We start from the raw sequence: 26,282 nt of genomic DNA, 5'->3' as shown, positions 1-26,282 counted from the left end.
TAGGGACGCACCTCGAATGAATTTGATTTTATTCTCGCATTCTCGATTCTCGATGTCCACTTTTTAGTCTAGCATCAATGATAGCCAGCGCATCCAAAATAAGCTTTGTGCATGTTTTAAGTCTCTCTATATGTTCGTCTTCCTGCTGTACCAAGCTCTCATATTGATCAGCCGTATTTTCAGATGGCTTCGTATGTTCCTCGCTCTTTGGCTGTTTCAGTTGAGTATCCAAGTAATCATCTCCTTTATATAAGCAGTGTAGCAAAGGATGGTACTGGATGTGGTACGCGGATACGTAACATATAAAAACAAAATCCCGTACGATAATGTAGATTTAAAGATAAAAAATCTGAAAGTGAACTCTGTATAGTGAGTTCACTTTCAGATTATTCTCTTAAGCCGTTAACTATTCTGTAGCTATTCCTTTAAGCATGATTTCTCTCCAATAGCTTGCGGCGGTACTTAAGTACTCTTCTTAAGCCCGACTCAATCTCTTTTTTAGTGCAGGGTACAGTTATCGTAATTTCATTGCAAAATAGCACATTAGACGTATTCTCACCTTGTGTAATTACACTTGCAATTTGACTTTCCATTAACCAAACATCCGATTTAATCTTGGAAGAATGAATTGGAAACATAAATAGTTTCAAAATAGGACTTAAGCAAATAGGGATTTTATTTCCATAGCCCGTCATTAATCTGGCCGCTTTTCGCACCCCGTCATATTCAGCCCCGTAATGTAACATCGTATCTTTTAATAGGTTAATAGGTCTTCTGGGATCTTGAAACGAGCCCATCTCCTCATATATCTGCGTGATCCAACATCCAGACGGGTCAAGCGTAGGTAATAACGCTAATGTGTTCGGTTTAATTAAATACGCCATCTTCTTTTTGATTCACCCTCTCTTTCCTATGAACTTGTTGTTCAAAGTAAAAGGAGTATACTAACAATGTGTTGGTATACTCCAGCATACTTCTCCCTCCATATTTAATCGTTCCTAGCGAGTGTATGGGGGGAGGTCAATGAATTAATATGTACTCACCCCCTTTGAGGAAGATTTTGTTAACCATCTTTCTATCTTCAAGATATCGTCTTTATTTCCTGAGAGATAGTAGTAGTTATCTTTGCCCCTTCTTACTCCCTTAAATAATTCCCATTGTTCATGATCTGGAGAAAAGTTAATTATAACAAGTTTAGACATTCTTTCTTGAATTGTTTTTAATTTGCTTTCATAGTTCATTTGACTCGTTCCCCGAATAGCATGGTATGCGATCGTTTGCAGTATTGAAAAGGATGCCAACATGGTTTTATGATAATTTCCGATAGTATCAGGAGGATGTAGCTTAAAAAGAAATTTAAACCATTCATTTATTAAATCTATATTCTCCTCATAATTTAGTTTGTTTTTAATAATTCCTTTCGGTAGTTCACTTTTTAGCTCACTGGTTAGAAAAATAGAAATAATTTTTCTTAATTGCGATAGAGTAAGAAAGCTCTTATTATTAGGCTTCTTTAAGCTTTTAAGTTCTCTTTCCACTTTCGCCTTAACTAAATCTGTATTTTGTTCAAGAACGTCATTAGAAATTCGATTAATCTCGTTTCTCGAATCGTAAGCGATTAATTTTGAGAGTGCTACCTTCTTGCCTTTAGTATTAAAGTCTACATACGCTTGCATAATTTCTTCTTGATTTAATCCTTCGTAAATCTGTATTGCAATAGAACTCTCATTAATAAAAATTCTTAGTGACTCACTTTGGTCAAGTTCCTTGGGGTCAAGTGATTTTTGCTTTTGATCAATTACAGTCGAAATTTGCGATAGGGCAAGCAACCTCCCATTTCCATCAATTATGGTTAATCGGTCAGAAAGACGGCTATCTTCTTTCGCTTCTTCTGTATATCTAGCAACAACTAATGGGGGGAAGTAAATTTCATTATTCAAAATATTGTCTACAATATAATTTCGAATTGTTCTAATTCTAGTTTGACTTACATCAAAAAAAATCACTTTATTCTCAGCAACATATCTCAATAAATCCTTAACTTTAAACAGTTCTATGGACTGTTTAAAATCAGTCCGGTAATTCATATGTTAAGTCCACCTCTTTTCTCTTCAATAATTTCAAGAAAAGAATTAGTAAATTTGTTGATGGCAGTAGTATTACTAAAATCAACAAGTCTTTTTTTGTTTTTATCATAGTATGCGTAAAAGATAGGGTCTGTATGTTTCCAAGTGCATTCACTCTTTAAAATACTCAGTAGGTTAATAGCTTCAATATATGAAATATTATTATTTCTTTTTAGCTGATTCACGGTATTCGCAAGTACAATTTGAATCGTAGTAATGCCTGATACATATATAGTACGGTCATTAGCTTTTTGGGGAAATATTTCAAGCCACTTACGAAAAAAAGAGATAGCTATAGGTCTAATTTCATTAATCTTAACCTCTTGGTAAGACTCTTCTCCTTCCTTTATATTTAGATCTCCTTCAAACATAGCTATTAAGCATCTTCTCATGCCAACCAAAGTAGTGAGTGCAGAATTTTGCTTTGATAGTCTTGAAAGTGTTTCTTCAATCTCAAATTCAGATTTCAAATCATGAGAAATCTCGCGTACAAGTTCTGAATATTGGTCGCGTTTATCATACTTAACTATCAGTCCACCATGCAGTTCTCTACGCTCAGTGTTAATGTCGCTAAAGAGCTGTCTCTCCTGCTGGGTATTAAGATTCAGATATATTTGCATAGAAATTGGATAGTTATTAAGCTTTTCTAATATTTTTTTATTCCACTCTACTTCTTCATTATTGCTGGTCATTGTAGTATTAGAGACCATCATCTGAATTCTTTGAATAGCTAGATTTAGACCGCTAATGCGATGCTGGCCGTCAATTACAATTAATTTTGAGTCAGTGGGCATTTCCCAACCATTTGATACCTGTGTTAAAGCTCCTCGCGCCGAGAAAACAAATGGTGAGAAATAAAACCAGTCTTTTTGAACTGCATTTAAAATAAAATCTCTAATCTGATTTCGTTTTCTAACATCAAGTTGCCTTTGTACATATTCGTCCACTTCAAAAATTGTATTCAAATATCTAAAAGGAAGCTGCGTTAATAATATCTTTTTTCCAAATTGAATATAATCTTCGCCTGGCAATCTCGTTGTTATATTATGCTCATACATTATCCTCACCTCATTTTCATTATAATCACTATATTTGGATTTGAATATAATTTCATTCATATAAATCCCATATTTAGTATATCTCCATTCACTATACTCATATTCGTTTTTTTCAGTAATATTAACGTTATTGAAACTCTGTTGCTTTCTATTTTAAATTTGCCTGCGTTTCTTTTCTGATATACTTCTTTCTTAATTAAAGCCCTCTTTTTTTCTACTGCTTGGGTAAAGTCAGCTAGAATTAAATCATAGACTTATCCATTTAATTGTTAAAACGCAACAAACCTCGAACATCGGAGGTTTAAGCCTGTTTCTCTGCTTTTATATACACCATAGAAGACGAGTTTTACACGTTAAGATAACCGTCAGTCTTTCCCCTTTGCAGCTTTTATAGATCTATTTATACCTTCAAGCAAGCCGCTCTACATTCGACTTTAAAACCTTAGTGTGCCATTTTCATATCGCTTTAGAGTTTCAGACAATTTCACCATAGTTGTTATCGGCTGCGCCTGAACCTATCTACACCTCTCCACTTTTTGTTCTTTTTTAAGGTGAATGTATTGCATCCGCATTCAACCACATCTATGCCATGAGTGAGGAACACCATGCTGTAATTTTCGGAAGACGCATTCAAACATTTAGGTCTTTAACAGGTTATCAAGCCAAGTGTGAAAGGTCTTCCATGAATGTTTCTTGATCAGTTCTCCGCTGAATGTTCACTTGGAGGGTTGTTATTTAGAAGTGGGGAGCGTTTCCACTGTTCCTTTGTTACCTCAGTAATTTTCTTTTTCGAAAAAAATTCATGCAAAATATCATCTATGTATTATTGGAACGCATTATCAAGAAGAGTACAAACCATCAAAACAAATCTGCATGTTATAAAGCATAGCCGCAAACTTTTACGCCAGTCTACGGTTAGTCATTTTAAATGTTCCTTAAGGATACTAAGTAACGATAATTCCAAAGGATATCAACATTAAGAGTGTCGTGCGATGAACATAGATACATAGGCTTTTTTTTGGGACTGAGAACGGAACATGACCGCATCCAGTTCAGTCGCAAAACATCTAGCAAAAGCAAATCTTTTTTTAAACTATAAAATGGATCTACCAAGGAGAGTTCCCCGTACTTCTCCGGCTGCTTATGTCTGCTTATACCGCTTTCCTTAGTACCACAATGACTCTTACAATCCATCTATGCCGATAGAGATGTTCTAGCTTGCTATGATCCCGATATACTAATATGTTATTGCCATAGATTGATTCTCCTGTTTGAATGTGTTGTGTTGACTTTATTACATGAACTAGGGCATGAATCATATCTTCATTTATTTAACGGTGTCATACTTCATATCATGTTAGAACAGTTATTTTAAAAAAACCAAATGCCAGTACTCTTCCTCCTCCATCCGATTATCTAAACATTGACTTTAATAAATAAATATGATATAATAAATGTTTTAAAAATACATGATTATTCCTCAGCATCAAAATCCCGCCCTGCACTGCCCTCCATATAACGGACTTTTCGATTTGTTCTCATTACCCGCCCGTTCTTAATATCAAAAAATCCTCGTAATGCTTTTAAAATATTTTTTTTGACTCCAGTCTATTTAGGTAGTCCTGTGAGCATGTAATCTCGCTACTTTATAATATTTTTCTTGTACTTCTTTACCAAATTTAAATAAAAACTCATCACGTTATATGTATCAAACTCTTTTCGAATGTATATCATATGTATATACATCATACAAAGGATGGGGTATAATTGGAACATAAAACGAGAAGGGATATGATCCTCATGACGACAACTACGCTTAGCAAATGGGGAAATAGCATTGCGATCCGTATTCCGAATCAGTTACTTAAACATCTTGATTTGGAGGAAGGCTCTGAGGTTGAAATGATCGTAACATCTGAAAAAGAAATTATCCTTCGGCCTCTCATAAAACCTCAAGAAACGAATGAAGAATTGCGTGACCACTTAGCTATGCTACTTTCAAAAATTAAAACAGATTCGCCACGTCACAACGAAGTTGATCTTGGTATCGAGGGAGACGAATTGATTTGATCATTCCTGCACGCGGAGATTTGGTTTGGCTAGATTTTGATCCACAAGCTGGACACGAACAAGCTGGACGACGACCCGCAATCACACTATCTGATAAACCTTTTAATGAGTTGACTGGTTTTGCCGTCATGTGCCCCATCACGAACCAATCTAAAAATTACGCATTTGAAGTTCCTTTACCGGACGGATTGCCCTTTAGCGGCGTTGCTCTCACTGATCAAATGAAAAGTCTGGATGTTAGAAAGCGTAGAATTAAAATTGTTGGTAATGTATCTCCCGACTCCGATTTTATGAAAAGTGTCCTTCGGAATACTCGATCCATATTAGCGTGAAAATCGTTCCTCTTTCATAAAACCCAAGCAAAAGTCTTGCCTTTATTTAAATAAGCAATCTGAACTGGAAAACAGATGTAGAGAAGCGAAAACAAGCAGTCCATCCTCAACCGAGGATCGGCTGCTTATTTTTTATGAGCTTCACCATTTGTTTTACGTTTGCAATTCCCATACCATAGAATTCAACCGCCGAATAAGCCTGTTGTCGTGCTCCGCAGGTGCATGACAGCAGCCCATCCTTTTGCATTTGACGCAGGCAGTCGAAGTCAGCACTATTCCCGCACTCAACCCTTGTACAATTTCTTGAGTGTGGGACATTTTCAAATTGCTTTCCATCTCTTGGATATCAATGCTTTCGAGTTCCGATATATTACTACCATCCACGTGTCGAGACGATGAAAGGAATATACATCCTCTGCTTTCCAGAAATACACATAGTAAATACCCCAACGATTGGGCCATTCTGTAAACTAACTCTCTCTTTTAACCGATAAATACATATGCTGGATTTAGGAAAGGAGACACCTATGGAAAACATCGTGACGTACGGTCATATCGAAATCATGCCTTATGAATTCGTTCGCCTTCATGAGCTTAAAATCTTAAAAACAGTCAATGACCATGCCCGAATGATCTGTACAGGCATTATCTCGGAGAAAAAGCGCGAGCTGTATGTACGTGCTTCGGATGAAGAAACTCAGGTCAAAGCTTTTGTTACAGACCAAAATGGCAATCGACAGCCCCTTTTTCGAGGCATTGCCCTGGATGTGGAGGAAAAAGTCGTTCACGGCGTTCATTACCTGACCGTCGAAGCCATATCTCATACCTATGAGCTAGATATTAAGCGACATCAACGTTCCTTCCAGAACCCCAAGCTCACCTATACGGGTCTGATCGAAAGTATTGTATCGGACTATTCCAAAGCAGAAGCGATGGATGTTGTGTCCCATAAGAAGCCCATCGGCACCTTTATCATGCAATATGATGAGACCGATTGGCAGTTTCTGAAACGGATGGCCTCCCACTTCTACTCTCCGCTCATTCCTGCGGTGGGCTATGGAGTGCCGAAGTTTTATTTTGGCCTGCCTATGGGACTCAGCAAAGGAGAAATTAAATCTACCAATTATAAGGTCACCAAACGGGTTGCGGATTTTCAAACAGCCTCAGAGAACCATATCCCTGGCGTACGTGATGCTGATTTTATCCAATATGAGGTCGAGACAGAGAAATTACTGGAACCTGGCTACGAAGTGACCTTTCAAGGTCATAAGTTGATCGTAGCTGAGGTGCTAACGGAGATGAAAGACGGGGTGCTAACCCATACCGCCAAGCTGTCACCACGAAGCGGCTTACGTCCAATTAAAGACTACAATCGCTCCATTATCGGCGCTTCCATTCATGGCAAGGTACTGAGCGTTCGCCGGGACAAAGTACGCGCCCAGCTCGATATGGACGATCAGCAAGATCCGAACACGGATTACTGGTTTCCCTACTCTACCATCTATGCATCTGCGGATAACACGGGCTGGTATTGTATGCCTGAAGACGGGGACAGCATCCGTATCTATTTTCCCAGTTATAAGGAAGAAGAGGGATACGCGATCAGCTCAGTTAAAAGAGAACCACAACCTTCCGGGGGAAAATCTACTGCTACTTCTGGACATGCCACAGCTTCTGCTTCGTCCGCTGGATCAAAGTCTTCTTCGGCACTGTCTGCGGTAGCTCCTGCGCCAGATCGAATGGCTGATCCTGCCATTAAGACGCTGCGAACCAAATACGGCAAAGAAATCATGCTCGCTCCAGATCAAATCGTTATTTCCGGCAATGGCATGTCCATTGTCATTAACGATAAAACAGGCATTGATATTGTAAGCGGAAAAAATGTGAGTATTAGCGCAACTTCAGATATTGTTATGAGTTCCGGTAACATCCAGCTTTCCGCCGGAAAAATTGAGCTGTCTGGTAAAGGCAACACGATTACGCTGGATGACAAAACCACCTTCTCCGGCACGGAAATTAAGATGAACTAACGGAAGGCGAGAACTAGCAGATGGATAAACAAACGGCGTTACACCATTTTAAAGAGCATCATTTTACACCTTTGCTAGACATTCAGTTGGACATGCTGGAAGCCATGTTTCATCGCTACCAAGCTCAACTAATCTTCGATTTCAAAGAATCGTTTAGGGATTTGTGTATACACATTTTGAGCATGCAGCAACAAGGTCAAAAAGAACCCATTGGATATATCCACTACTCATTCTTGCGCACTCAGATGCTGGAGCAATCCTACCTGTATATGATCGAGGCTTACTCTGCTGAATGGTACGAAGATGATTCCGATTGCAAGTTAACCTATGACGCATCATGGGCCTATGCACCGATGAGTACCATGTTGGAAACCTTGGAGCAGGAACGAAAAATATATATGGGGACGATCACTTCAGTGGACGTTGAACGACTGATGTTAGAATCCACTCCTTTTTTCCACCAGTTTGTGAACTCCCTCCTGCGCTTAGGGTTGGCAGAAGCCGTTCAAATGCCTGAGTATCTCGCTATTCATAAAGCTGGACGTTTAGCCATCCGAACGGGTGAGTACAAGGATATCAGCGAGAATCTATATGTCGAAGATCAGGAAGCGCTTGTTCCAGATGATGTGAGCGAACAATTGATGCAATCCAGTGAAGAAGAACCCTATGTTTACGAAAACCTAAAGCGGGTCTCTCTTCCCCACCTCCGCCTGATCCAAAAGGATTTGCGCTATAACGATTTTAGCCACAGTGACTTACGGGAAAGCCAGTTTCACACCTGCATATTGATCGGGAGCATCTGGCAACGAGCGAATCTGGAAGGAGGCAGCTTTCAAGGATGCCTACTGACCGATACGGATTTTAGATATAGCGATTTGAGAGGTGCTAGCTTCAGCAGTACCAGCGGACAGCCGCATCGGGAACATGGAGTTCGGGTTCCGGGGCTATGTGGGCTTCATTTTGAACACGCCAACCTGGATGGGGCTGATTTTACGGATGTACATTCGTTTGAACATGCGTATTTTGAGGGGGCTTCGATGCAAGGAACCCTTGTCCCACGAAAGTACCAACAACATTGGAAGCTGAATGAAGCACAGCGTCAATCCATCGTGTGGACAGAGTAAGGAGGAATGTGTATGCGCCATTATTATGTGCTGGTCGATGATCATCGTATTTCCCGAAACATCGAACCGATGAATATGGACCTTTTTAAAACGCCATTTGTTGGCATGCCTCCGGCTCAGGTTTTAGATGTTCATGCGACAGAAGATGCCGAGTACACGGACTGGCTACCGTTTTCAACCTCAAAACCGCTATTTTCCGACCCTATGAAACGGATTCTAGAACTATACAATACACAAGCTCGTTTTAAGCAGGTGTATATCGTGAACCGGGAACCAAGCCGTCAGGAGCTATATTGGATTCCATCTGTTCCCTCTGTGGATGGTATTTCAGAGCAGACTGAATTTTACCCGCATGATCAAACCCTGAAACACCTTGTGCTGGATAGTCAAAAGGTGAATGGACATCATTTTTTTCGACTGTCCAACGTGAGGGAACCTTATTTCATCGTTAGCTTGGAGGCTGCTGAAAGCTTGCTTCGTCGGAGTTTGAGTGGTTTTCGGCTACAAAAGCTAGAACTCTTATAAGGAGGTTCAACCTTGACGGAGCATTGGGATGAATTTTTTTTGAAGTTGCATCATCAACAAACATTGAAAGAGCAACTAAGCATGGCGGAAAACGATGAAAGCTGGATGATGATATCTATTGAAGAAGCGATGGAGGGAATTTCGAAAGGTTCACTAACGCTAGCAGATGAACAGGAAATTCGGTTTCAGACCCTTCCTGTCTTTGAAAATCAACTCACCATTTCCCTACCTGACTCTCTTATTCCAGAATTTCAGACTGGAAAGACAGTAGACCCATCGAAAAGCTTCGTCGTTCAGGACAAGCTGGGCGGAATCCTGTTCGGTCTGCACCAAAGTGGGCAAGAACTGAACCCTGAGCAAGTGGAAGTCTATCAACAACAGATAATGGAGCAAACGAGTCGCGCACAACCAAGTATGAAGCTCGTGGATGAAAAGGCTCTTTCTATTCAAGATACCATCATTGGCTGTTATGAAGCTATTTTTCTAGTTTCCCCCTCTCCCTATTATCAGATTGTCTTTGTGCGTTCCTGGCGTGGCAAGGCTGTGATTGGGAGTTGCCAATTTAAGCTGGAGGATGCTCCCCTATGGGTCCCTTTAACCTATGCCATGCTGCACACCGCGACATGGTCGGAGCCTTCTTGATTCTATACCTTTTATCCAAGGAGGTACTTATATGTTTTTACCTATACTTATTAAAGCTCTGGCCCAAGGTGCGCTCAGCGGAGAACATTCCTATGTGGTGAGAGGAGCCAAGTTACAGTGCAGTCAAGGTACAGACCCTGGTGTGCTCAATATGATGTACAGCCACGGTGTCTTCATTAAAGATAAACCCGTTCTGAACGTGGATGATGCCATTTGTGGAGCCAATATTAGCAAAATTAATGCTTTTGGACTGTGTAAATTGAAGCATGGTCTTCCTTGTGAACCTGAGATTGCGTTTGGGTCCAAGTGGACAGGCGGAAAAGAAGACGTATTGATTGAGGGGGCACCCGCCCTACTCAACAATTCGACCTTAATGTGTAGCTGTCAAGGTGTACAAGAGGCGATATCCTCCTTTTTTGGTGCAGACAGCACAGGATCAGGTGGTGGAGGTATCATCTCCATTACAGATGACGGACAAGATGGCTGATTTTATCAAGCAAGGAGAGTAAGGGATGAACATCGTAGCAAAAGACCGCTTTACCTATCAGCACTTACATGTCACTTGGCCCTATGGCAAGCTACGTCTTAGTCACGTCCATATGAGTCACGAGCTGGGGGAACATGCCAGACTGATGATCACGGGTAGTCTAGAAGCCGATCAGGCAGATACAATCATTACCAAAGCAAGCAGCGACGACGAAGTTGAGCTATGGTATTTAGATGCCAAAGACCAGAAGCATCCCTTATTCATGGGACAACTGTACTGCGTAGATGTGGAGCACAGACATCAAGAGGTCGTGGTTAATCTTAACGTCATTTCTCATAGTTTTAAACTAGATACGCAGCTCAAAAATCGTTCCTTTCAACACATCAATCAAAAGTATGTAGATATTGTAGATGCGGTACTAGCCGATTATAAAGGCTCAGACAAGATTGATGAAGCTTTTGAGAAAAAAGCAACAGGTCAATTCATCATGCAGTATCAGGAGACGGATTGGACCTTTTTAAAACGGCTGGCTTCGCATGTAGGTGCCCTTCTCGTTCCTAATATCGTTTCCCACCATGCGCAAATTTGGATCGGTATTCCACAGGGCAGGCAACATATTCATTTAAAAGAGGTTCCTTTTACGTTGCAGCGCAAAATTGCTCCCTATCTAGATCAGGAGGCGAACGGCTGGAAATCTGCCACTATTGGAGATTACACCCGGTATACCTTTGAATGGGATCAAATGCTGCAACTGGGAGATGAAGTCGAGCGCAATCACGAAACCTATGTCATCACTAAACGTGAAGGCCAGTTGATTCGTGGCCTGATGACCTGGTCGTATGAATGCGCGTTGTCGCAGGGATTAAAGGTGCCTAAAATATACAATCGAACCATCATCGGTGCATCCATTGAAGGAAAAATACTGGAGGTCAGCCGGAATCAGGCTCGATTACACTTGGATATGGACGATCAGCAGAATCCCAAGGATGCCCAGTGGTTCCCCTATTCTGCCGAAGGGAATCAGGTGTGGTATCTCATGCCGGAAAAAGGGGCGCAGGTGAAGCTGTATTTTCCAAGCGCAGACGAAGACGATGCGATGGTTATCCAATCGGTACGAACGAAACCATCTACTGTTGCCGCCCCTCCATCTCACGCAGCTCAAGGTGCCGTGGTCGAATCACCTGCAGAACGCCACCAGCGTAAAACTACCGATCCCGGGGTCAAATCCTTTGCAAATCCGCAGGGAAAAGAAATTTCCTTAGGAAACTCCGAACTGTCGATGAGTGCTCAGGAAGGATCGCTATACATCTCCATGAATACCCATCACGGTGTCAGCCTGAGCAGTACTCAGCATGTTCAGATTCAAGCTACCGGCAGCCTTAGTCTTTCAGCAGGAAGCATTCTGCTGAAAGGAACCAACGGCTTACACTTGAATACAACAACCGATACATTGGATTTGGAGCAGGAAGTCAACAGTGTGAGTTCGGAAATTCAGCTTATAGCTTCCCTCCATCAGTACTACCCTGAGCCGCTTTTGTCTGACTTTGAAAAGCAAGTCGCTGAAAAGGGGATTCAAAGTGTGATGGGAGCACGCGTAAAGGAGAATGTAGGCTCCACGCTCAAGGGGGAATTGGATGCGGGTTTGGATTTTTTAAGCGGGGTATGGAACTCCGCTGTCGATATCGTGGATATAGGAGTCATGGTGGCTACTCCTTTCGTCATGCCCGGTAACGTCACCGGGAAAGGTTTCCTCGATCGTAATGAGACCCTTGAAGGCATTAAGCATGCAGGAGGATATATTGCGGAAACGGTCACTTTTCAAAAATCAGGAAACGAACTTCTGAATGACGGGAAAAAGGCTTGGGATGGTTTTACAGAACCTCTTGTGAAAAAGTGGAACAATTTTATTCCAAACCCGCTGACAGACACGAAGCAAGAAAGTTATGATGCAGGGTATGACAGCATAAAAGCTGTGGAGCGTGGAGTGGATGTATTTACAATCGTCAAGGGAGGAGCCAAACTCACTAAGAATTTAGGAAAGCTAGGCAAAGAAGAAGCCTCTTTATCTAAAGGACTCAAAGAAGCTGAAGAAAAGAAAGCCGGTAAAGGAGGAACACCGGGGTTATTCGGAGATTCAGCAAAGGCCGACTCTGCTCTAGCCAAGGTTGGAGATGGAAAATTCAAAACGAATGCCCTCCGTTTTCCAACCAATTTCGAATCCTTGGGGAATTACTTGCAAAGTGTAGCCCGAAAGATGAACATCAGTATAACTAAAAGGTTACCCATTTTCGAAACTGCTGGAGGTCATTATCGGTTTCATGATCCTGGTCCTGATGTTCCGCATTCCAAAGCGGGTGCAAAAATCACGCCTGAGAGACAAAAACAAATTGATGCGTTAGAATCAGGAGAGTACACGGGTAAGAGCACTAAAACGCTGGAGAAACACGATTACATTCCTGACGATGTAAAAGACGTAGTTAAACAAGTTAAAACTAAAGGTACTTTAAGAGAAGGAATTGATTCCAACGGTAAAGTAGTTAAAAGGTGGGTAGTTCCAAACGGATTTGAAAGTGTTGAGGATTTACTAAAAAAAGCGAGGGATGGGAAAGTGGATGTTACAAAATGGGGCTATACTAATGTGCAAAAATTAGAAGAATCAGTAAACAATCTTCAAAGTAATTATCTTAACAACCCTAAGTATAAACGTCCTAATGTTTTAAATTCAGGTAATGCAGGAGCAATATTTAAAGGCGTGGAATTTGATCCGTTAGGTTTCCCTATATTCGACAAAAAATATATCAAATTTGAAATATCCTTACTAGAGAGTCACACATCAAAACAACTACTGAATATGTCTCGTCCTAACCATTTACAAGCTTCAACAAAGTTATACTGTGAAAAGCTAAAACTGGAGGCAAAAGCAGCAAATTTGGATTTAAACACATATTTAGAGGATGTATTAAAATATGATAAGAAACAAATACGTGCCATTATAAAAGGGGATGATAAAATACCTGGCTTTACTTGGCATCATCATCAAGAAACAGGAAGAATGCAGTTGGTAGATGAGAATGTTCATGGTAAAGTAAATCATACTGGTGGAAATAAAATATGGGGTAATGGCGATTAAACCTCTAATAAATTAGAAGGGAGAATTAAAATGGGATATGAGCTAAAATGGTCTGATAATATAAATTTAGATGAAAGCAAATTGAGAGGTCTTGAGGAGCGATGGAATATCCGCTTTCCTAAAGAGTACGTAGAAATTGTACTAAATCATGATGGATCAGTACCATATATAATAGATCAAAATGGTGAAGAGATGACGGGCGTTGTAGAAGTACCTGGGAAATTAACATGGTCTATACAACTATTGTCTTTAATAGAAAAAGAAGTTCTTGGAGAAGTAATTTCTCCAATTGAACTAGCGTACGATACTTTAAGTGAGGCTTTACCGAAAAATATATTTCCCTTTGCTATTAATGGATCTGGTGATAAATTTTTATTTGATTACAGGAAAGATACAAATGAACCGGAAATTTTGTTTCAAAACCATGAAGATTTAATCTTGGAAAGTGAAATAACCGAAGAGGAATTAGAAGAAAAATCACTTGAAGACTGGCAGGACGAAACATTAGATTTTGTATGTGAATCATTCGCAGCTTTTCTTAAATTAATTTCTCCTAGAGACTAAAAGGATAATTCTTTAAAGCTACTGCCCTAAACATAGCTATAAATAAATGAACTTAATTATATAGATTCGGGAGTGGATTATTTAGAGAAATCATTATTAAATATATATTAAATTCATTTACTCTTTTATTTAAGATGGGTCACTCTAAAATTTTGAAAGTCCATTCCAATTTGAATCATAAGAGGAATGGACTTTTTTTCAATTTAAAGAAGAAATAAAAAATAGCAGCCCCACCAATCTCCCTACACCAAAAACAATAACTTGCCATCCCTCCCCAACAGAGTTAACATACACACACTTCAACAACGGGAGGGGAAATGTACCATGTCAAACTGGCCGGATTGGTTTCTCGAAGCATTACGCCAGCGGTTTTATCAATTAGAACTAGCCCGTGAACAACAGACTTCATGTTCATCTGAGGAAAAAAATTTATTCACTCAAATGGATCAATTCAAAACCAACCAAAACGAGGATATCCAACGTCTGCTATCCGAATGGGAAGAAGCCATAGGCGATCAGCTTAGTCAGGACAAACAATCTATCTATATGGAAGGAGTCAAAGACGGGATTCGATTGATTCTTCCCGTCATGCACTCCACAAATATTCCGTTAGCCCATTGATTGTTTCAGCCTATGGTTTCTCTAGTCCCTGAATTCATTTAACATTGTTCTATTAACCTTAAATGATTTCATCTATGCTCATTCCACTTTTCAAGGTAAAAAAAATGCGCTGGTGAGAGATTCGTGATCTTCTCCACCAACGCATTGAACAGGTTATCATCAAATTGTTCTAGCATATCTTGCCATGAGCTTAGTACCTGAATAATCTCATCGACACGTTCCTTGATTTTCTCATTCTGATCCTCTTCCTCCTCTAATATCAGCATCTGCTGCCGTAGCTCGTTGAGCTCAGTGGAAAGTCTGTTCGTCTCTTCATCATAAACGCTCTCGTCAATCTGATTCCGTAGCTTGAGATTCACTAATTCCTTCAAGTCGGATTTCAATTGTTGCATCTGTCCTTCGATGTTCAAAAGCGGTTCTTGCCCTACTTTGCTCGATAGTATCGATTCAATGTTGGCTTTCAACGTTCGTATGAATCTTTCCTTGTTCTCATACATCCGGTTGAACAATCGTACAAACGCGGAATGTAAAACTTGTTCATCGACTGATTTGGCATCACAGGCTGCTTTACCTTCATTGACATACGTTTTGCATTGCCATACCACTTTTTGAGATGGATTATTGCTGTTCCAGGTTCGGTGTTTAAAAATGGCTCCACAGCATCCACAATATACTTTACTGCTCAGTGCGTATTTACTGGAGTATCGTTTACTCTCCCCCATCACACTCCCTTTCAGCTTGGCTCTCCGTTCCTTCTCTTTTTGCACCGCTTCAAATATTTCCTTGGATACAATCGGTTCATGGTTGTTTTCAATTAAATATTGCTGCTCCTGTCCTCGGTTTTTTATTCGTTTGTGGGTTAGAAAATCTACCGTTACCGTCTTTTGCTGAAGTAAAGCTCCGTAATATTTCTCATTGGTCAGAATTAAGGTAATGGAGGAATCCCACCACGTATCGCCACCCGCTTTGATTCAGTCCATTGTGGACAAACAACAGACTAAGTTGGTTCGCATCCAGAAACGGCTTGATGCTATTGAGCACGAGGGAAAGCAGGGGGGGACGCATGATGTCTTACTGAAAGAAGTGAATCCGTAGCTGGGCATTGTGGTCAGATCGGCTCTCGGCGGATGGGTGACAACGAAAGCGAAGCTGATCGATGTGTCTTGGTTCGGAGGCATCGTGGAGTTCGCTGCATCCTTGCTGGCTGTACTCAGCTATAAGTCTTGACCGCAAAGCCCGGAACGAACAGAAAGCTATCGCGAATTGAACGTCTCCAAGTCGATGCTCAATGCCTGCTCGTAACGGTTGTTTTACCTCGGCTTGCACCCCAACATTCGCAGGACTTTTACATCATCAAATCCTTTCTAAGCTTAAGCGTTTTTTAACAAATCATAATATTCATGAAAAATCTTGGCTTATAATGATAATAAGGTGTACTCTTCCTGCATCATAGAGTTTTTTTAGCCTGTAACTGTTCTACCTTTTTTATTACTGTATACAGTTAATGAGAAGGGAAGGACAATTCTCAAAAGAGAGGAGGATAATTAGCTGCCAGGGGAAACAATTTCGTCATAATCGTATGATTCAGTACTGGGATAGCCATATCTGAGAAAGGTGGGATTTATTGCTATGAAAAAGTTGTGCGGTTTGGCTCTTATTCTTGTTCTAGCTCTTTCGTTTAATGTTTCTGCCTTTGCAAAAGGGGATGATACTCAAGCCCAACCCTTGACGAAGGAAGAGATTGTTAATTCCGATGAGTTTCTTGCTGCTGTGGAGGCGGCTAAGGCTACATTTGAATCTCAGAAAGCTGATGAATCTAAAGAAGCTAAAAACAATGATGGCCCAATTGTCCAGGCATCTGCCCCACCGGTATCTCACATTAATGTATACGCTGTCGCATCTCCTTATGGCGGTCAAGAGATATATGGGTTCAATAGCAACCCGTTTAACACTAATAATGATCACCATGGGGATTGGATTCAGTGTATTACTTACCAGATTGGTTATGACAATTCTCACTATGGTAAGCTCGGCGGCAGTATTATGACAAATAATTGGACTGAGCCTCTTGATTTGAATGGCGATAGTATCATAGATGCTTGGGCCCGTTCTTGGATTTATGAAGGCACTAGTGAAGGCGGACAATTTGTAAGTACTGTTCGTTCCGCAAATTCTCCTTGGAATACTGCGGAAGCATGGATTAATGTTCGTTAACTCCTACTCGCAATTTTCATGAAGTGTAATAACAAGAAGGTTATCCCAGTACTTTCTACGATTAAGTACATGATTTACAGAGGAAGGATGCGGTGGGTTCAATCCCTTAACCGATGCTGATGGTAAAATTGCAGGTTCCTCCTTGTTGGCACGGCATATGGAGATGGAATACAACTTGATGCTTCGTTATGGTGCTAAAGAAGCCCGTACACGCATGAACAATGTGTTTGCAGACAAGGATTCTGCCAAGTCTCTAATAAGTGCGGCTTTGGAACGAGTCAACAATCCGTTAACGAGAGATAAAAGTTCTGCCCAGCTTGGGTTTGAAAAAAATTTTTTGAATCTTTTTATCGCTTCTTGGTTGATTGTAAACTGTTTTATATCAGAAAGCCCAACCAAGCATTATCAAAGATTCTTGATAATGCTACACGCGAACAAGGCGCAGGTATATACCTACCGTGCGTCTTTTCTCGTTGTGACGTTGCCCCAAACCGTATCAGCAGAGAAAAAGTGCAAGGGTCATTGCCCAGGCATCCTGCCACGATTAGCCGAGAGCTTCGCCAGAATGCACAAATAGAAATGCCTCTATAGTAGACATCCCTCCACAAAAACAATAACTTGCTATCCCTCCCCACCAGAGTTAACATACACACACTCAAACCACGGGAGGGAAAATGTACTATGTTAAATTGGCCAGATTGGTTTCAAGAAGCATTACGCCAACGATTTTATCAATTAGAACTCGCCAGAGGACAAAAGTCTATTTACTCAAATGGATCAATTCAAAACCAACCAAAACGAAGATACTCAGCGTCTGCTATCGGAATGGGAAGAAGCCATAGGCGATCAGCTAAGCCAGGATAAACAATCCATCTATATGGAAGGAGTAAACAGACGGGATTCGATTGATCCTTCCTGTCATACAACCCACAAATATTCGTTAGCCTATTGATCGCATTAACCTAAGATTTTTTAGGTTTACATTTTAAAAGCTGATCGTACAATGCAACAAGCTAGACACAAAACAACTTAACAAACACTTATTTTTATATTGCAAAACGTAATGATTTAGAAGAGGGCTTATACAAATTGGCTTCGGGTACTCCCAAGATGTTACCCCATGCAGAATTTTGGGCAGAGAGAATCCATCGGACACTTTTAAATTCAAAAGATTTATTAATTTCTTACGGTAAAGTTTTGGAGAAATTAGAAAGTTCAACTAAACAGACAATCAAAGAAATTTTAATGGGAATTAAAGATGACGATCCAGATTTATATTTAGATAAGGCTAATTCTCTATTAGAAAAATAAGTTAAACATGGGAATCTGGCTGATTTATATACACACAGTTAGTCCTATAATAGATTTTGTAAAAATATTGTAGTGATCACGATCACGGTTTAGACTGTAAATTTAAGTTAAAATACAAACAATTTTAATTTTATTTCATCTAAAATCAAAGGTACTGTGATGGATCACAAAGAAAAAACAAGGAAGTGTACAAAGATGAAAAGAACTGATTTACCTCTTGTCTATTCATGTTCTGGATGTTCCTCCGCAGCACAAACCGCTAACATGATCGCTATACAAATGGATCGAGAAAAAGTCGCTGAAATGTCCTGCATAGCTGGTGTTGGTGGTGATGTCAAACCACTTGTCAGAACAGCACAATCGGGACGTGGCATCATTGCAATTGACGGCTGTCCCTTGTCCTGTTGCAAGAGTTGCTTAGCAAGGCATGATGTTCAACCCAAACACCATTTCCTGCTGTCTGACTTTGACGTACCCAAGATAATAGGAGAAGATCCTAACCCCGATCATTATAGAAATGCTTACACACAAATCTTAGAACTAATTGGACAATGATTCTGATGGCTCACCTTTATTTTAATTTCTTCAAGGTGTTGGGACAGTATACAATAAAAGTATAGCTGGCTCTTATTATGTAACAATATCGTAAATTAGTTTTTACTGGTGGCTCCTAACACATCTTTAAGGGCCACCAGTATTATTTTTATACAGCAAAACATCTTTTTGATATGATTATTTTGTCGACTTTACTTCATATCATAATACATAGACAAATACTTTAAGGAGGGACTTTATGGAACATTCTTTTTATCAATAATGACGTACAGCATACAAACAGTTGCAATATTACATATTTTTGGGGACCAGTTGCTTTCCTTTTTAGGATTGCCCGCATGATCTAATGTTGACAATACTGGGTTTCACTACACCCTTTTTTTCTATCCAGTATTTTTTTTACTCCCAGTTTAATCATTGGATATAAAAATCCTAAAGAATTTGGAGCTCTAATAGCCCACTCTCAAGCCTCTTCAGCACATTTTCTTTATAATTGTTATATGGAGGTAGTTCGTTTATGGGTCGACAAGTATGTTGCTCTTTTGCGGTTTCAGTAAGACTCCAATCATACAAGTCTGGTAAGTAATTCACAATGTTCTTACTATTCAAAGGTACAACTCCCCGTTCATTTGACCACCACTTTATTTTGAAATATTACTCCAGCGATTTTATCAATTAGAACTAGCCAGTGAACAACAAGCTACAAATTTACCAGAAGATGAGCATCTATTCACTCAAATGGATCAATCCAAAATTAACATTGTCTTATATCCTTTTTGTTTGCTCACCAGTTATTTTTTACTAAGGTCCATGAGCATCAACATTCTAGTTGTAGCAATCATGTCTTTTAACACATGTATTTCCCTTCAACTCAAACTAGACTCACATAAAAATGCACCCTCTAGCATTCACCGGATAAACCAAAAGGTTTGTTCCAATGTGTACACTAGGGGGTGCTCTTCTAATCAGGGGAATTTGTTTTACCCTTTAACCGACCCGGCTGCGATTCCTTCCACAATCCGGTCACTCATGATGAGGAACACTAGCAAAATGGGCAAAATGCTGATCATCAACGTAGCTCCGATAGCTCCCCAGTCGGTCGTATATTGTCCGATAAAGTTCTGGACACCAACGGTCAGTGTTTTGTTTTCGTCCGAGCTAATGAACGTATTGACGAAAATAAACTCATTCCAGTTATAGATCATGTTAATAATAGATGTCGTTGCCATGACAGGGGTTGTCATGGGCAGCACGATTCGGAAGAACATCCGGTTGACGGAGCAGCCGTCCATAACGGCTGCTTCTTCCACTTCACGGGGCAAGGCGTAATAGAAGCCCAGCAAGATCATCATCGTTGTGGGCAGATTAAAAGCGACATACGACAGGATGATGGAGAGTGAAGTGTCTGTTAAATGCAGTTTGAGAAACATACTGAACAACGGAATTAAGGTGGCATGGACCGGAATCATCAGTCCGACCATAAATAGCCCGAGAACCAGCTGGCTTCCTTTCCACCGCATACGCGTAATGGCAAACGTTACAAAGCTGGCCAGCAGCACCGTCAGCGCCACGGATATGACCGTAATCCACACACTATTGAAAAAATACCGCCCGATGTTGCCGCTGGTCCACACATTCATATAGTTCTCCCAATGCGGCTGGGACGGGAGTGCAAACGGCGGAAGATTAAACACTTCCTGATTATTTTTAAGCGAGAAAAGCATCAGCCACACCAGCGGTAAAAGCTGCGTCACCGCCAAGATGATCAAAAGTGTATATAAAGCGGCATAACCGACCCGAGTTAACATTCTGTCGCGGGTAGCGACTCCAAGGGGATAGCTGGCGGCTGCCTGGGTTTTCATATCCGTTCCTCCCTCTCCCTGTCCTTTATTACCCTCATCTATTTGCATGACTGTATTATGAATATTGGATGGTGTCACTCGAAGCCGTAACCTTGCGGATCAGCCACGTAGCGATCAGACAGATGAGCAGCAGGGCAAAGGCTGTAGCGCTTCCGTATCCAAAATCAAAGCTGCGGAATGCCTGGTGGTACATGTAAGAGGCCATCACTTCACTGGCTCCATTCGGTCCACCGTCCGTCATGACGTAGATGAGGTCAAAATATTTGAGCGAGCCGACAATGGATAATATGATCGTAACGTTAATCACCTCGCGCAGCAGGGGCAATTTGATACGAGTCGCAATCTGCCAGGCACTGGCCCCGTCGATCCGTGCAGCCTCCATCAGCGTTTCGGGGATGTTTTTCAGCCCAGCATAATAGATCAGGATATAAAAGCCTGCATATTGCCAAATAATCGGGATGAACAAGGCAACCAGCACCAGAGACGGATTAGCTAACCATTCAGGCGGGTTGTGAACTCCGACCGACACCAGTAAGGAATTGAGCATGCCGTTTGTTGGATGATATATTTTGAGCCACAGCTGTGCGATCGCTACAGAAGACAGCAGCATGGGAATCAGATAAATTTTCCGCAGCAGATTCGCTCCCTTGATTTTCCCTGACAAAATCATCGCAATGACCAGATAACCGATCAGACTGATGCCTGAAAACAAGGCCAACAGCAGCGAATGCCAAGCACTTTGCCAGAACGCTTTGTCTGTGAACAAATGTTGATAATTGTCCAGCCCCACAAAAGTCATAGGGCCGATTCCATTCCACTGATTCAGGCCGTAATAGCCGGTCAGTACTATGGGCACATATATCACGGCGAATAACAGCAGCAGAGAAGGCAATACATATAGAGCAATGACAAGCTTATTGGACATGACCTTTTCCACGGTCGGACCTCCTTAGGTGGTCAATTTCAATTTCCTTTCTCGATGGCAGCCTTATGCTGGTCGGCAAATTGTTGCGGTGTCACCGCTTTACCAAACAACGCCTGAATCATATTCAAATGTACCTGTGCTGCATTCGGCTTCATCTGTACATCGGCGAACAATGTAATGCTGCTGGCTTGATTCAGTCCGTTCAGCAAATCGACATACAGCTTGGGCAAATTTTCTTTGGAGGTGTCCACTTTCGTCGCCGGAATAACGCCTGCCTGTGTGACCGATTGCTCTCCCCATTTGACTACGAAGTATTCAACGAACGCTTTGGCCTCTTCTTTCACCTTGGAATTTTCCGAAACGAACAAGCCTACTCCCGGACCTCCTACCCAACTGTTCTCGTTGCCCTTGCCGCCTGCAACCATCGGGAATTTAAAGAAGCCAATTTGATCTTTAAATGCTTGCGGAATTGCGGGATTGGTCGTAAAATTTGGCAATTCCCAAGTAGCCATCAAATACATAGCTGCCTTGTCGTTCATAAACTCGGATTTTCCCTCATCATTGGACAAGCCGTTAAATCCTTTGTTAAAGGCATTCATATCCACAAGCGTCTGGACTTCGGAGGCCGCCTGAATTAAACCAGGGTCATCGAACGATCCTGAGCCGTCAATCGCTTTTTTCAGCGTTTCGTTACCCGCTATACGGTCCGCCAGATACATGTACCAGAGCGAGCCGGTCCAGCGGTCTTTATTGCCCAATGCAATCGGTGCAACTCCATGATCCGTTAGTGTTTTCACAACCTGCTTAAACTCGTCAAATGTCGCAGGTACCTTCAAGTTGTATTTTTGGAATATGGCTTTGTTGTAATAAATGGGTGTAATGTTCAATTCAATCGGAAGCGCATACGTTTTGCCATTCAGCGCATAAGCTTCGGTCGTTCCCGGTACGAATTTGCCCTTCAGCTTGGAACCATTCAACAGGTCATCCATCGGCGTAAATAATCCACCTTTAACGTAAGGCTCCATAAAGCCCGCTGCCCAGGTGATACCGATATCCGGCAATTCATTGGAAGCTGACAGCACTTTGAGTTTGTTTTTGTATTGTTCATTTTCCAGCACTTCCTGCTGAATGACGACATTCGGATGATCCTTTTGGTATTGATCTATAATCTGAGTCACAAGCTTGCTCTGCTGTGCCGAGCTTCCCTCTGGCCACAGGTGCATCATTTTGAGTGTAACCTTTCCCCCTTCTCCACTGGAACTGCCTTGACCATCCTTACCAACACCGCAACCGGATAGCACCAGCATGAATGATAGCAGCAGGGTCAACCCAGCAAACCATTTTTGATGTGAGCGCTTACGTAAACCATACTCGTTGGACATCGTTAGACCTCCGTTATTATAATTATATTTTTTGTAACCGTTATCATTTGTAAGTTTAGCACTCCATTCCTGCTTCCAACAGGGTACGCTCATTGGGTATAATTCCACTTTTATTGGGTTTGATCTGTCTATACTGTCAGTCGATATTCTCCGGCCCTGTACGCATCTGCTGCCTGTAGCGGCTGGGACTTATTCCCTCGGTCGCTTTGAATACTTTAATAAAATATTTATCTGTCCGGTAGCCTGATCGCTCGCCGATTTGGGCAATCGTCAACTGGGTATGCAGCAGCAGCTCCTTAGCCCGTTGGATCCGTAGCCGATGCAGATATTCGCTGAAGGACAAACCACTTTGCTCCTTGAACAAAACACTAAAATAGCTCGCATTCAGGTGTGAATGCGCGGCAGTCTGCGCCATCGTAATGGATTCGTGAAGATGCTCCGCCATATAGGTGAAGGCATATCGTACCGGATCACTAAGAGTAGCCGCCTGGAGATCAAGCTCCAGCAGAACAGGGTCAGCCAGCTTGTCCAGCTTCTCGTACCGCTGCCGCTCCTCTTCCAGCCGAAGCGCTTCATTTACCGCATTCAGCAGCTCCTGCTTATCAATCGGTTTGAGCAAATAATTGACGGCTCCCAGACGAAGAGCCTGCTGGACATAATCAAACTCCGCATAACCCGAGATGACAATGATCGCTGGTCGTCGTGAATCCCGTTCCAGAGAGCGGATTAAATCCAGACCACTGAATTCCGGCAACCGGACATCCGTAATCAACAGATGAACCGTCTCCACTCGCAGTATATTTAATGCTTCCAAACCATTACCGAATGTCACAATCCGGTATTTCCCGGCAGCCCATTGCTCCAGTGTCTGGTGTATCCCCTGACGTGTTCGCTGTTCATCGTCTACAATGACAATGGTTTTGGATGAAACACTCATTCCTACCGCCCTCCATATTCATCAGGAATTTCAAAAGCGACCACAGTCCCTTCCTGCTCAGCACTATGTATCAGCACACCGTCCGTTGGATAAGATTCGTTGTCATAATAGAGCGCGAGCCTGCGCTGCACATTAACTAGTCCCATACCGGTTCCCTTGCTCTGGCAGACTGATCCCCCCATCAACGCTGTACGCACAGCTGCAAGTTCTTCCAGTGTCATTCCAGGTCCGTTATCTATGACCGCGATCTTGGTCCAACCCGATCTGGTCGAAGGAGTGACACTGATTTCAACACGGCCGTTGCCGATGCGATTTTCGACACCATGCAAAATGGCGTTCTCTAGAATAGGCTGGATCAGCAGTTTAGGAAGCGGAATTGGGGCTGCCTCCGAAGGCATATGTATTTGCCAGCTCAGACGTTCACCCAGACGCATCTCCATCAGTTCCAGATAACGACGGATTTGCGCCATTTCTTCCCCGAGTGTCACCCAAGAGTCATGGTGAGCCGGTTCGATAACATAACGAAACAGCCGTGACATGGACACCATCAGCCCGGCAAGCTCCTCCTCTCCCTTCTCCTGTAGCGACCAGTTGAAAGCATCCAGCGTATTAAAAAGAAAATGCGGATTGATCTGCGCCTGCAGAGCTTTAAGCTCGGTTTGGCTTTGTAGAACCTCCTTCTCGCAAATAACACGGATCAATTCATTGATATCGACAATCATCGTGTTGTACTCTGCGTTCAATTCTCGCAGCTCGACCGCTGCTGCCGGTTCTGGATTCAGGGCCAATGCCCCTTCCCGTGAACGGCGCATCGCCTGAATCAAGTGACCTATCGGTCTTGTAATCAACGTAGACAACATAAAGGACATGAACAGGAATAGCACGGCACCAAGAGACGCGGAAATGATAAGTGTAGTCCGTAAAACCGTAATTCCGTCTGTGACGACGCTAACCGGAATCAGGATCAGCAGCGACCAGCCCGTCCGCTCCGACTGCTGAACCGCCTTCACATATTCTCGCTCCCCAATATGAACCGTCTGTGCCTTGCTATGCAGTACACCTGCCAAATCCGTCTGGTTCATAGGTTCACCCGACAGCAGCTGGCCTTGACGATCTACAAGCAGCATGGTTTCATCCGCTTCCTCATTGACTGCTGACGCACCATTCAGTCCAAAATAACTTCGCTCCATACGGGTAATCAGGTACCCTCCGCGTGAGAACCAGCGATCCACCAGGCTCACCTGCCGAATTGCCAGCAGTGACCGAGGGTCTTCGGGATCAATGCCGATCCAGACCAGTCTTCCTTTCATCTGATTCGCTTCCCGAATGTCTGCCTGTCCGATACGTTCCTCCAGACTGCCCTCTCTAATCGGAAACAACATCTTCCCTTCGGCGGTATACAGCTCCAGCGAGCCGACACTCGGCATATATGCCTGATAGCTATGCATCACTTGCAGTAGTGATTGACGCTGTCCAAAATTCACCTTACCCCCGTTGCGCTCCTTCAGCAAAATATGCTGAACAGACGGGTGATTCGCGACCTGCTCCGTCAAGCTGTCCATCTGGCCGATTAATGCATCCAGCCTACCGCTTGCTTGTACCGCGGTCTGACCAATATGTCGCTCGGCACTGTCTTTTAACAGGTGAGATACATTGAGATAAATGAACGCCCCCGCCACACTCATCATAATGAGCATTACCAATATAAAGCCGATAAAAATCTGATTACGCAATGTGTTTAATGGTTGGAACCTTGAACGCATATGCCTTCTCCCCCTGGACCATCGCAACAAAAAATGGTAATGATAACGCTTTCTATTTCTCTATTCTATCGCATCGTTCCCCTTTGTTGGCGTATTTTCAGCAGAGATTAATCAAAATGGACAGGAATGATATGAAATAGGAAGGTCGTAGGGTAATCGAAAAAATGAGGGTACTCTCTGGATAGATTACGTTCGATAATACACGCCATAACAATAAGCTTCTTTCAAAGCAGCTAAACTAAGGTACCGTCCAGCCTTCTTGGCAGCAGTTCATAAAATGAGCGATTTCACCAACAAAACCGTGCAAGTACAAATCACAGTATCCGCCCGACATCGCCGAGGCAGACGGTGTCAGAACTGTATCGTTTTCCGCAAGTGATTCCAAGGGAGTTCTGTGTGACTCTCCGACTTGTAAACGATCAGTTGTGTTCACTTCATCCGCGTTCGCAAAACCGGTGACCTGGGCGACTTCTCCGAACAAATAACGTACCAGATCGACCATATGAACCGCCGCCAGCTTCATGAAGCCGACCATCAGTACGACGCCCGTCGCTTGTGCAATCACGACAACTCCATCACAGTCTTCCTGCTCCAGCATAGTCTTGTTGGATTACATGAAGGAGC

At 42.2% G+C, this 26,282-nt stretch carries 27 protein-coding genes and 1 pseudogene; 16 read left to right on the top strand and 12 right to left on the bottom strand.

Annotated features, from left to right (window positions below; all coding sequences use genetic code 11):
• Nucleotides 1-28: 28 nt before the first annotated feature.
• The 4 genes from E0698_RS23915 to E0698_RS23900 all read right to left on the bottom strand — a co-directional run bounded on the left by E0698_RS23915 (nt 29) and on the right by E0698_RS23900 (nt 3,184).
• Nucleotides 29-232: a hypothetical protein gene (locus tag E0698_RS23915; protein WP_192513132.1), complete on the bottom strand. Its 204-nt coding sequence runs from the start codon at nt 230-232 to the stop codon at nt 29-31.
• Nucleotides 233-425: 193 nt separating this feature from the next.
• On the bottom strand, nt 426-884 hold the full coding sequence (locus E0698_RS23910) for a competence protein ComK (RefSeq protein ID WP_192513130.1): 459 nt from the start codon (nt 882-884) through the stop codon (nt 426-428).
• A gap of 144 nt (nt 885-1,028) precedes the next feature.
• Nucleotides 1,029-2,087: a DNA sulfur modification protein DndB gene (locus E0698_RS23905; protein WP_192513129.1), complete on the bottom strand. Its 1,059-nt coding sequence runs from the start codon at nt 2,085-2,087 to the stop codon at nt 1,029-1,031.
• Nucleotides 2,084-3,184, bottom strand: a complete 1,101-nt coding sequence (locus E0698_RS23900) for a DNA sulfur modification protein DndB (protein WP_192513128.1) — start codon at nt 3,182-3,184, stop codon at nt 2,084-2,086. The genes E0698_RS23905 and E0698_RS23900 overlap by 4 nt, the downstream gene beginning before the upstream one ends.
• Nucleotides 3,185-4,951: 1,767 nt before the next feature.
• Between E0698_RS23900 and E0698_RS23895 the strand changes: the two genes are divergently transcribed.
• The 10 genes from E0698_RS23895 to E0698_RS23850 all read left to right on the top strand — a co-directional run bounded on the left by E0698_RS23895 (nt 4,952) and on the right by E0698_RS23850 (nt 14,709).
• Nucleotides 4,952-5,254 carry an AbrB/MazE/SpoVT family DNA-binding domain-containing protein gene (locus E0698_RS23895; RefSeq protein ID WP_192513127.1) on the top strand — a complete coding sequence of 101 codons (303 nt, stop codon included), beginning with the start codon at nt 4,952-4,954 and terminating at the stop codon, nt 5,252-5,254.
• Nucleotides 5,251-5,586: a type II toxin-antitoxin system PemK/MazF family toxin gene (locus E0698_RS23890; RefSeq protein WP_134913254.1), complete on the top strand. Its 336-nt coding sequence runs from the start codon at nt 5,251-5,253 to the stop codon at nt 5,584-5,586. The genes E0698_RS23895 and E0698_RS23890 overlap by 4 nt, the downstream gene beginning before the upstream one ends.
• Nucleotides 5,587-6,113: 527 nt before the next feature.
• Nucleotides 6,114-7,616, top strand: coding sequence for a hypothetical protein (locus tag E0698_RS23885; RefSeq protein ID WP_192513126.1), 1,503 nt, complete (start codon nt 6,114-6,116; stop codon nt 7,614-7,616).
• A gap of 20 nt (nt 7,617-7,636) precedes the next feature.
• Nucleotides 7,637-8,740 carry a pentapeptide repeat-containing protein gene (locus tag E0698_RS23880; protein ID WP_192513125.1) on the top strand — a complete coding sequence of 368 codons (1,104 nt, stop codon included), beginning with the start codon at nt 7,637-7,639 and terminating at the stop codon, nt 8,738-8,740.
• A 12-nt stretch (nt 8,741-8,752) separates the two neighbouring features.
• The gene (locus E0698_RS23875; protein WP_192513124.1) at nt 8,753-9,265 is read left to right on the top strand and encodes an imm11 family protein; all 513 of its coding nucleotides are present in this window, start codon (nt 8,753-8,755) and stop codon (nt 9,263-9,265) included.
• 12 nt (nt 9,266-9,277) lie between these two features.
• A complete protein-coding gene (locus E0698_RS23870; protein ID WP_192513123.1) occupies nt 9,278-9,907 on the top strand; it encodes a hypothetical protein in 630 nt (209 codons plus the stop codon).
• A 31-nt stretch (nt 9,908-9,938) separates the two neighbouring features.
• Nucleotides 9,939-10,394, top strand: coding sequence for a DUF4280 domain-containing protein (locus E0698_RS23865; RefSeq protein WP_238354124.1), 456 nt, complete (start codon nt 9,939-9,941; stop codon nt 10,392-10,394).
• A 25-nt stretch (nt 10,395-10,419) separates the two neighbouring features.
• Nucleotides 10,420-13,524, top strand: coding sequence for an HNH endonuclease (locus E0698_RS23860; RefSeq protein ID WP_192513122.1), 3,105 nt, complete (start codon nt 10,420-10,422; stop codon nt 13,522-13,524).
• 30 nt (nt 13,525-13,554) lie between these two features.
• Nucleotides 13,555-14,088, top strand: coding sequence for an SMI1/KNR4 family protein (locus E0698_RS23855; protein ID WP_134913245.1), 534 nt, complete (start codon nt 13,555-13,557; stop codon nt 14,086-14,088).
• Between the two features lie 324 nt (nt 14,089-14,412).
• The gene (locus tag E0698_RS23850; protein WP_192513121.1) at nt 14,413-14,709 is read left to right on the top strand and encodes a hypothetical protein; all 297 of its coding nucleotides are present in this window, start codon (nt 14,413-14,415) and stop codon (nt 14,707-14,709) included.
• Nucleotides 14,710-14,777: 68 nt separating this feature from the next.
• Here the strand turns inward: E0698_RS23850 and E0698_RS23845 are convergent, their stop codons facing one another.
• Both E0698_RS23845 and E0698_RS27540 read right to left on the bottom strand, forming a co-directional pair.
• On the bottom strand, nt 14,778-15,476 hold the full coding sequence (locus E0698_RS23845) for a zinc ribbon domain-containing protein (protein ID WP_337916447.1): 699 nt from the start codon (nt 15,474-15,476) through the stop codon (nt 14,778-14,780).
• A gap of 36 nt (nt 15,477-15,512) precedes the next feature.
• Nucleotides 15,513-15,632: pseudogene (locus E0698_RS27540) on the bottom strand (hypothetical protein); the annotation flags it as partial.
• A 43-nt stretch (nt 15,633-15,675) separates the two neighbouring features.
• On the opposite strand from E0698_RS27540, the gene E0698_RS27380 reads away from it, so the two are divergent.
• From E0698_RS27380 to E0698_RS23815, 6 genes are all read left to right on the top strand, one after another.
• On the top strand, nt 15,676-15,804 hold the full coding sequence (locus tag E0698_RS27380; RefSeq protein ID WP_273043254.1) for a hypothetical protein: 129 nt from the start codon (nt 15,676-15,678) through the stop codon (nt 15,802-15,804).
• Nucleotides 15,805-16,338: 534 nt separating this feature from the next.
• On the top strand, nt 16,339-16,923 hold the full coding sequence (locus E0698_RS23835; protein WP_134913244.1) for a DUF4879 domain-containing protein: 585 nt from the start codon (nt 16,339-16,341) through the stop codon (nt 16,921-16,923).
• Between the two features lie 157 nt (nt 16,924-17,080).
• The gene (locus tag E0698_RS23830; RefSeq protein WP_192513120.1) at nt 17,081-17,500 is read left to right on the top strand and encodes a hypothetical protein; all 420 of its coding nucleotides are present in this window, start codon (nt 17,081-17,083) and stop codon (nt 17,498-17,500) included.
• Between the two features lie 195 nt (nt 17,501-17,695).
• The gene (locus E0698_RS23825; protein ID WP_238354123.1) at nt 17,696-17,875 is read left to right on the top strand and encodes a hypothetical protein; all 180 of its coding nucleotides are present in this window, start codon (nt 17,696-17,698) and stop codon (nt 17,873-17,875) included.
• A gap of 137 nt (nt 17,876-18,012) precedes the next feature.
• A complete protein-coding gene (locus E0698_RS23820; RefSeq protein ID WP_238354122.1) occupies nt 18,013-18,234 on the top strand; it encodes a hypothetical protein in 222 nt (73 codons plus the stop codon).
• Between the two features lie 195 nt (nt 18,235-18,429).
• Nucleotides 18,430-18,789: a putative zinc-binding protein gene (locus tag E0698_RS23815; protein ID WP_192513119.1), complete on the top strand. Its 360-nt coding sequence runs from the start codon at nt 18,430-18,432 to the stop codon at nt 18,787-18,789.
• Nucleotides 18,790-19,769: 980 nt separating this feature from the next.
• Here the strand turns inward: E0698_RS23815 and E0698_RS23810 are convergent.
• The 6 genes from E0698_RS23810 to E0698_RS23785 all read right to left on the bottom strand — a co-directional run bounded on the left by E0698_RS23810 (nt 19,770) and on the right by E0698_RS23785 (nt 26,256).
• Nucleotides 19,770-20,651, bottom strand: a complete 882-nt coding sequence (locus E0698_RS23810; protein WP_192513118.1) for a carbohydrate ABC transporter permease — start codon at nt 20,649-20,651, stop codon at nt 19,770-19,772.
• Nucleotides 20,652-20,706: 55 nt separating this feature from the next.
• Nucleotides 20,707-21,588 (bottom strand): ABC transporter permease subunit, encoded by an 882-nt coding sequence (locus tag E0698_RS23805; protein ID WP_192513117.1) that lies wholly within the window; start codon nt 21,586-21,588, stop codon nt 20,707-20,709.
• Between the two features lie 26 nt (nt 21,589-21,614).
• Nucleotides 21,615-22,958 (bottom strand): extracellular solute-binding protein, encoded by a 1,344-nt coding sequence (locus tag E0698_RS23800; RefSeq protein ID WP_192513116.1) that lies wholly within the window; start codon nt 22,956-22,958, stop codon nt 21,615-21,617.
• 136 nt (nt 22,959-23,094) lie between these two features.
• Nucleotides 23,095-23,895 carry a response regulator transcription factor gene (locus tag E0698_RS23795; protein ID WP_192513115.1) on the bottom strand — a complete coding sequence of 267 codons (801 nt, stop codon included), beginning with the start codon at nt 23,893-23,895 and terminating at the stop codon, nt 23,095-23,097.
• 2 nt (nt 23,896-23,897) lie between these two features.
• Nucleotides 23,898-25,658: a cache domain-containing sensor histidine kinase gene (locus tag E0698_RS23790; protein ID WP_192513114.1), complete on the bottom strand. Its 1,761-nt coding sequence runs from the start codon at nt 25,656-25,658 to the stop codon at nt 23,898-23,900.
• A gap of 238 nt (nt 25,659-25,896) precedes the next feature.
• Nucleotides 25,897-26,256 (bottom strand): hypothetical protein, encoded by a 360-nt coding sequence (locus tag E0698_RS23785; RefSeq protein WP_238354121.1) that lies wholly within the window; start codon nt 26,254-26,256, stop codon nt 25,897-25,899.
• Nucleotides 26,257-26,282 lie beyond the last annotated feature (26 nt).

The organism is Paenibacillus sp. 23TSA30-6 (assembly GCF_014858585.1).
In the GTDB taxonomy this organism is placed as follows: Bacteria; Bacillota; Bacilli; order Paenibacillales; family Paenibacillaceae; genus Paenibacillus.
Note: the sequence above shows the minus strand (reverse complement) of the source record. Positions and strands in the feature narration are given on the sequence as shown.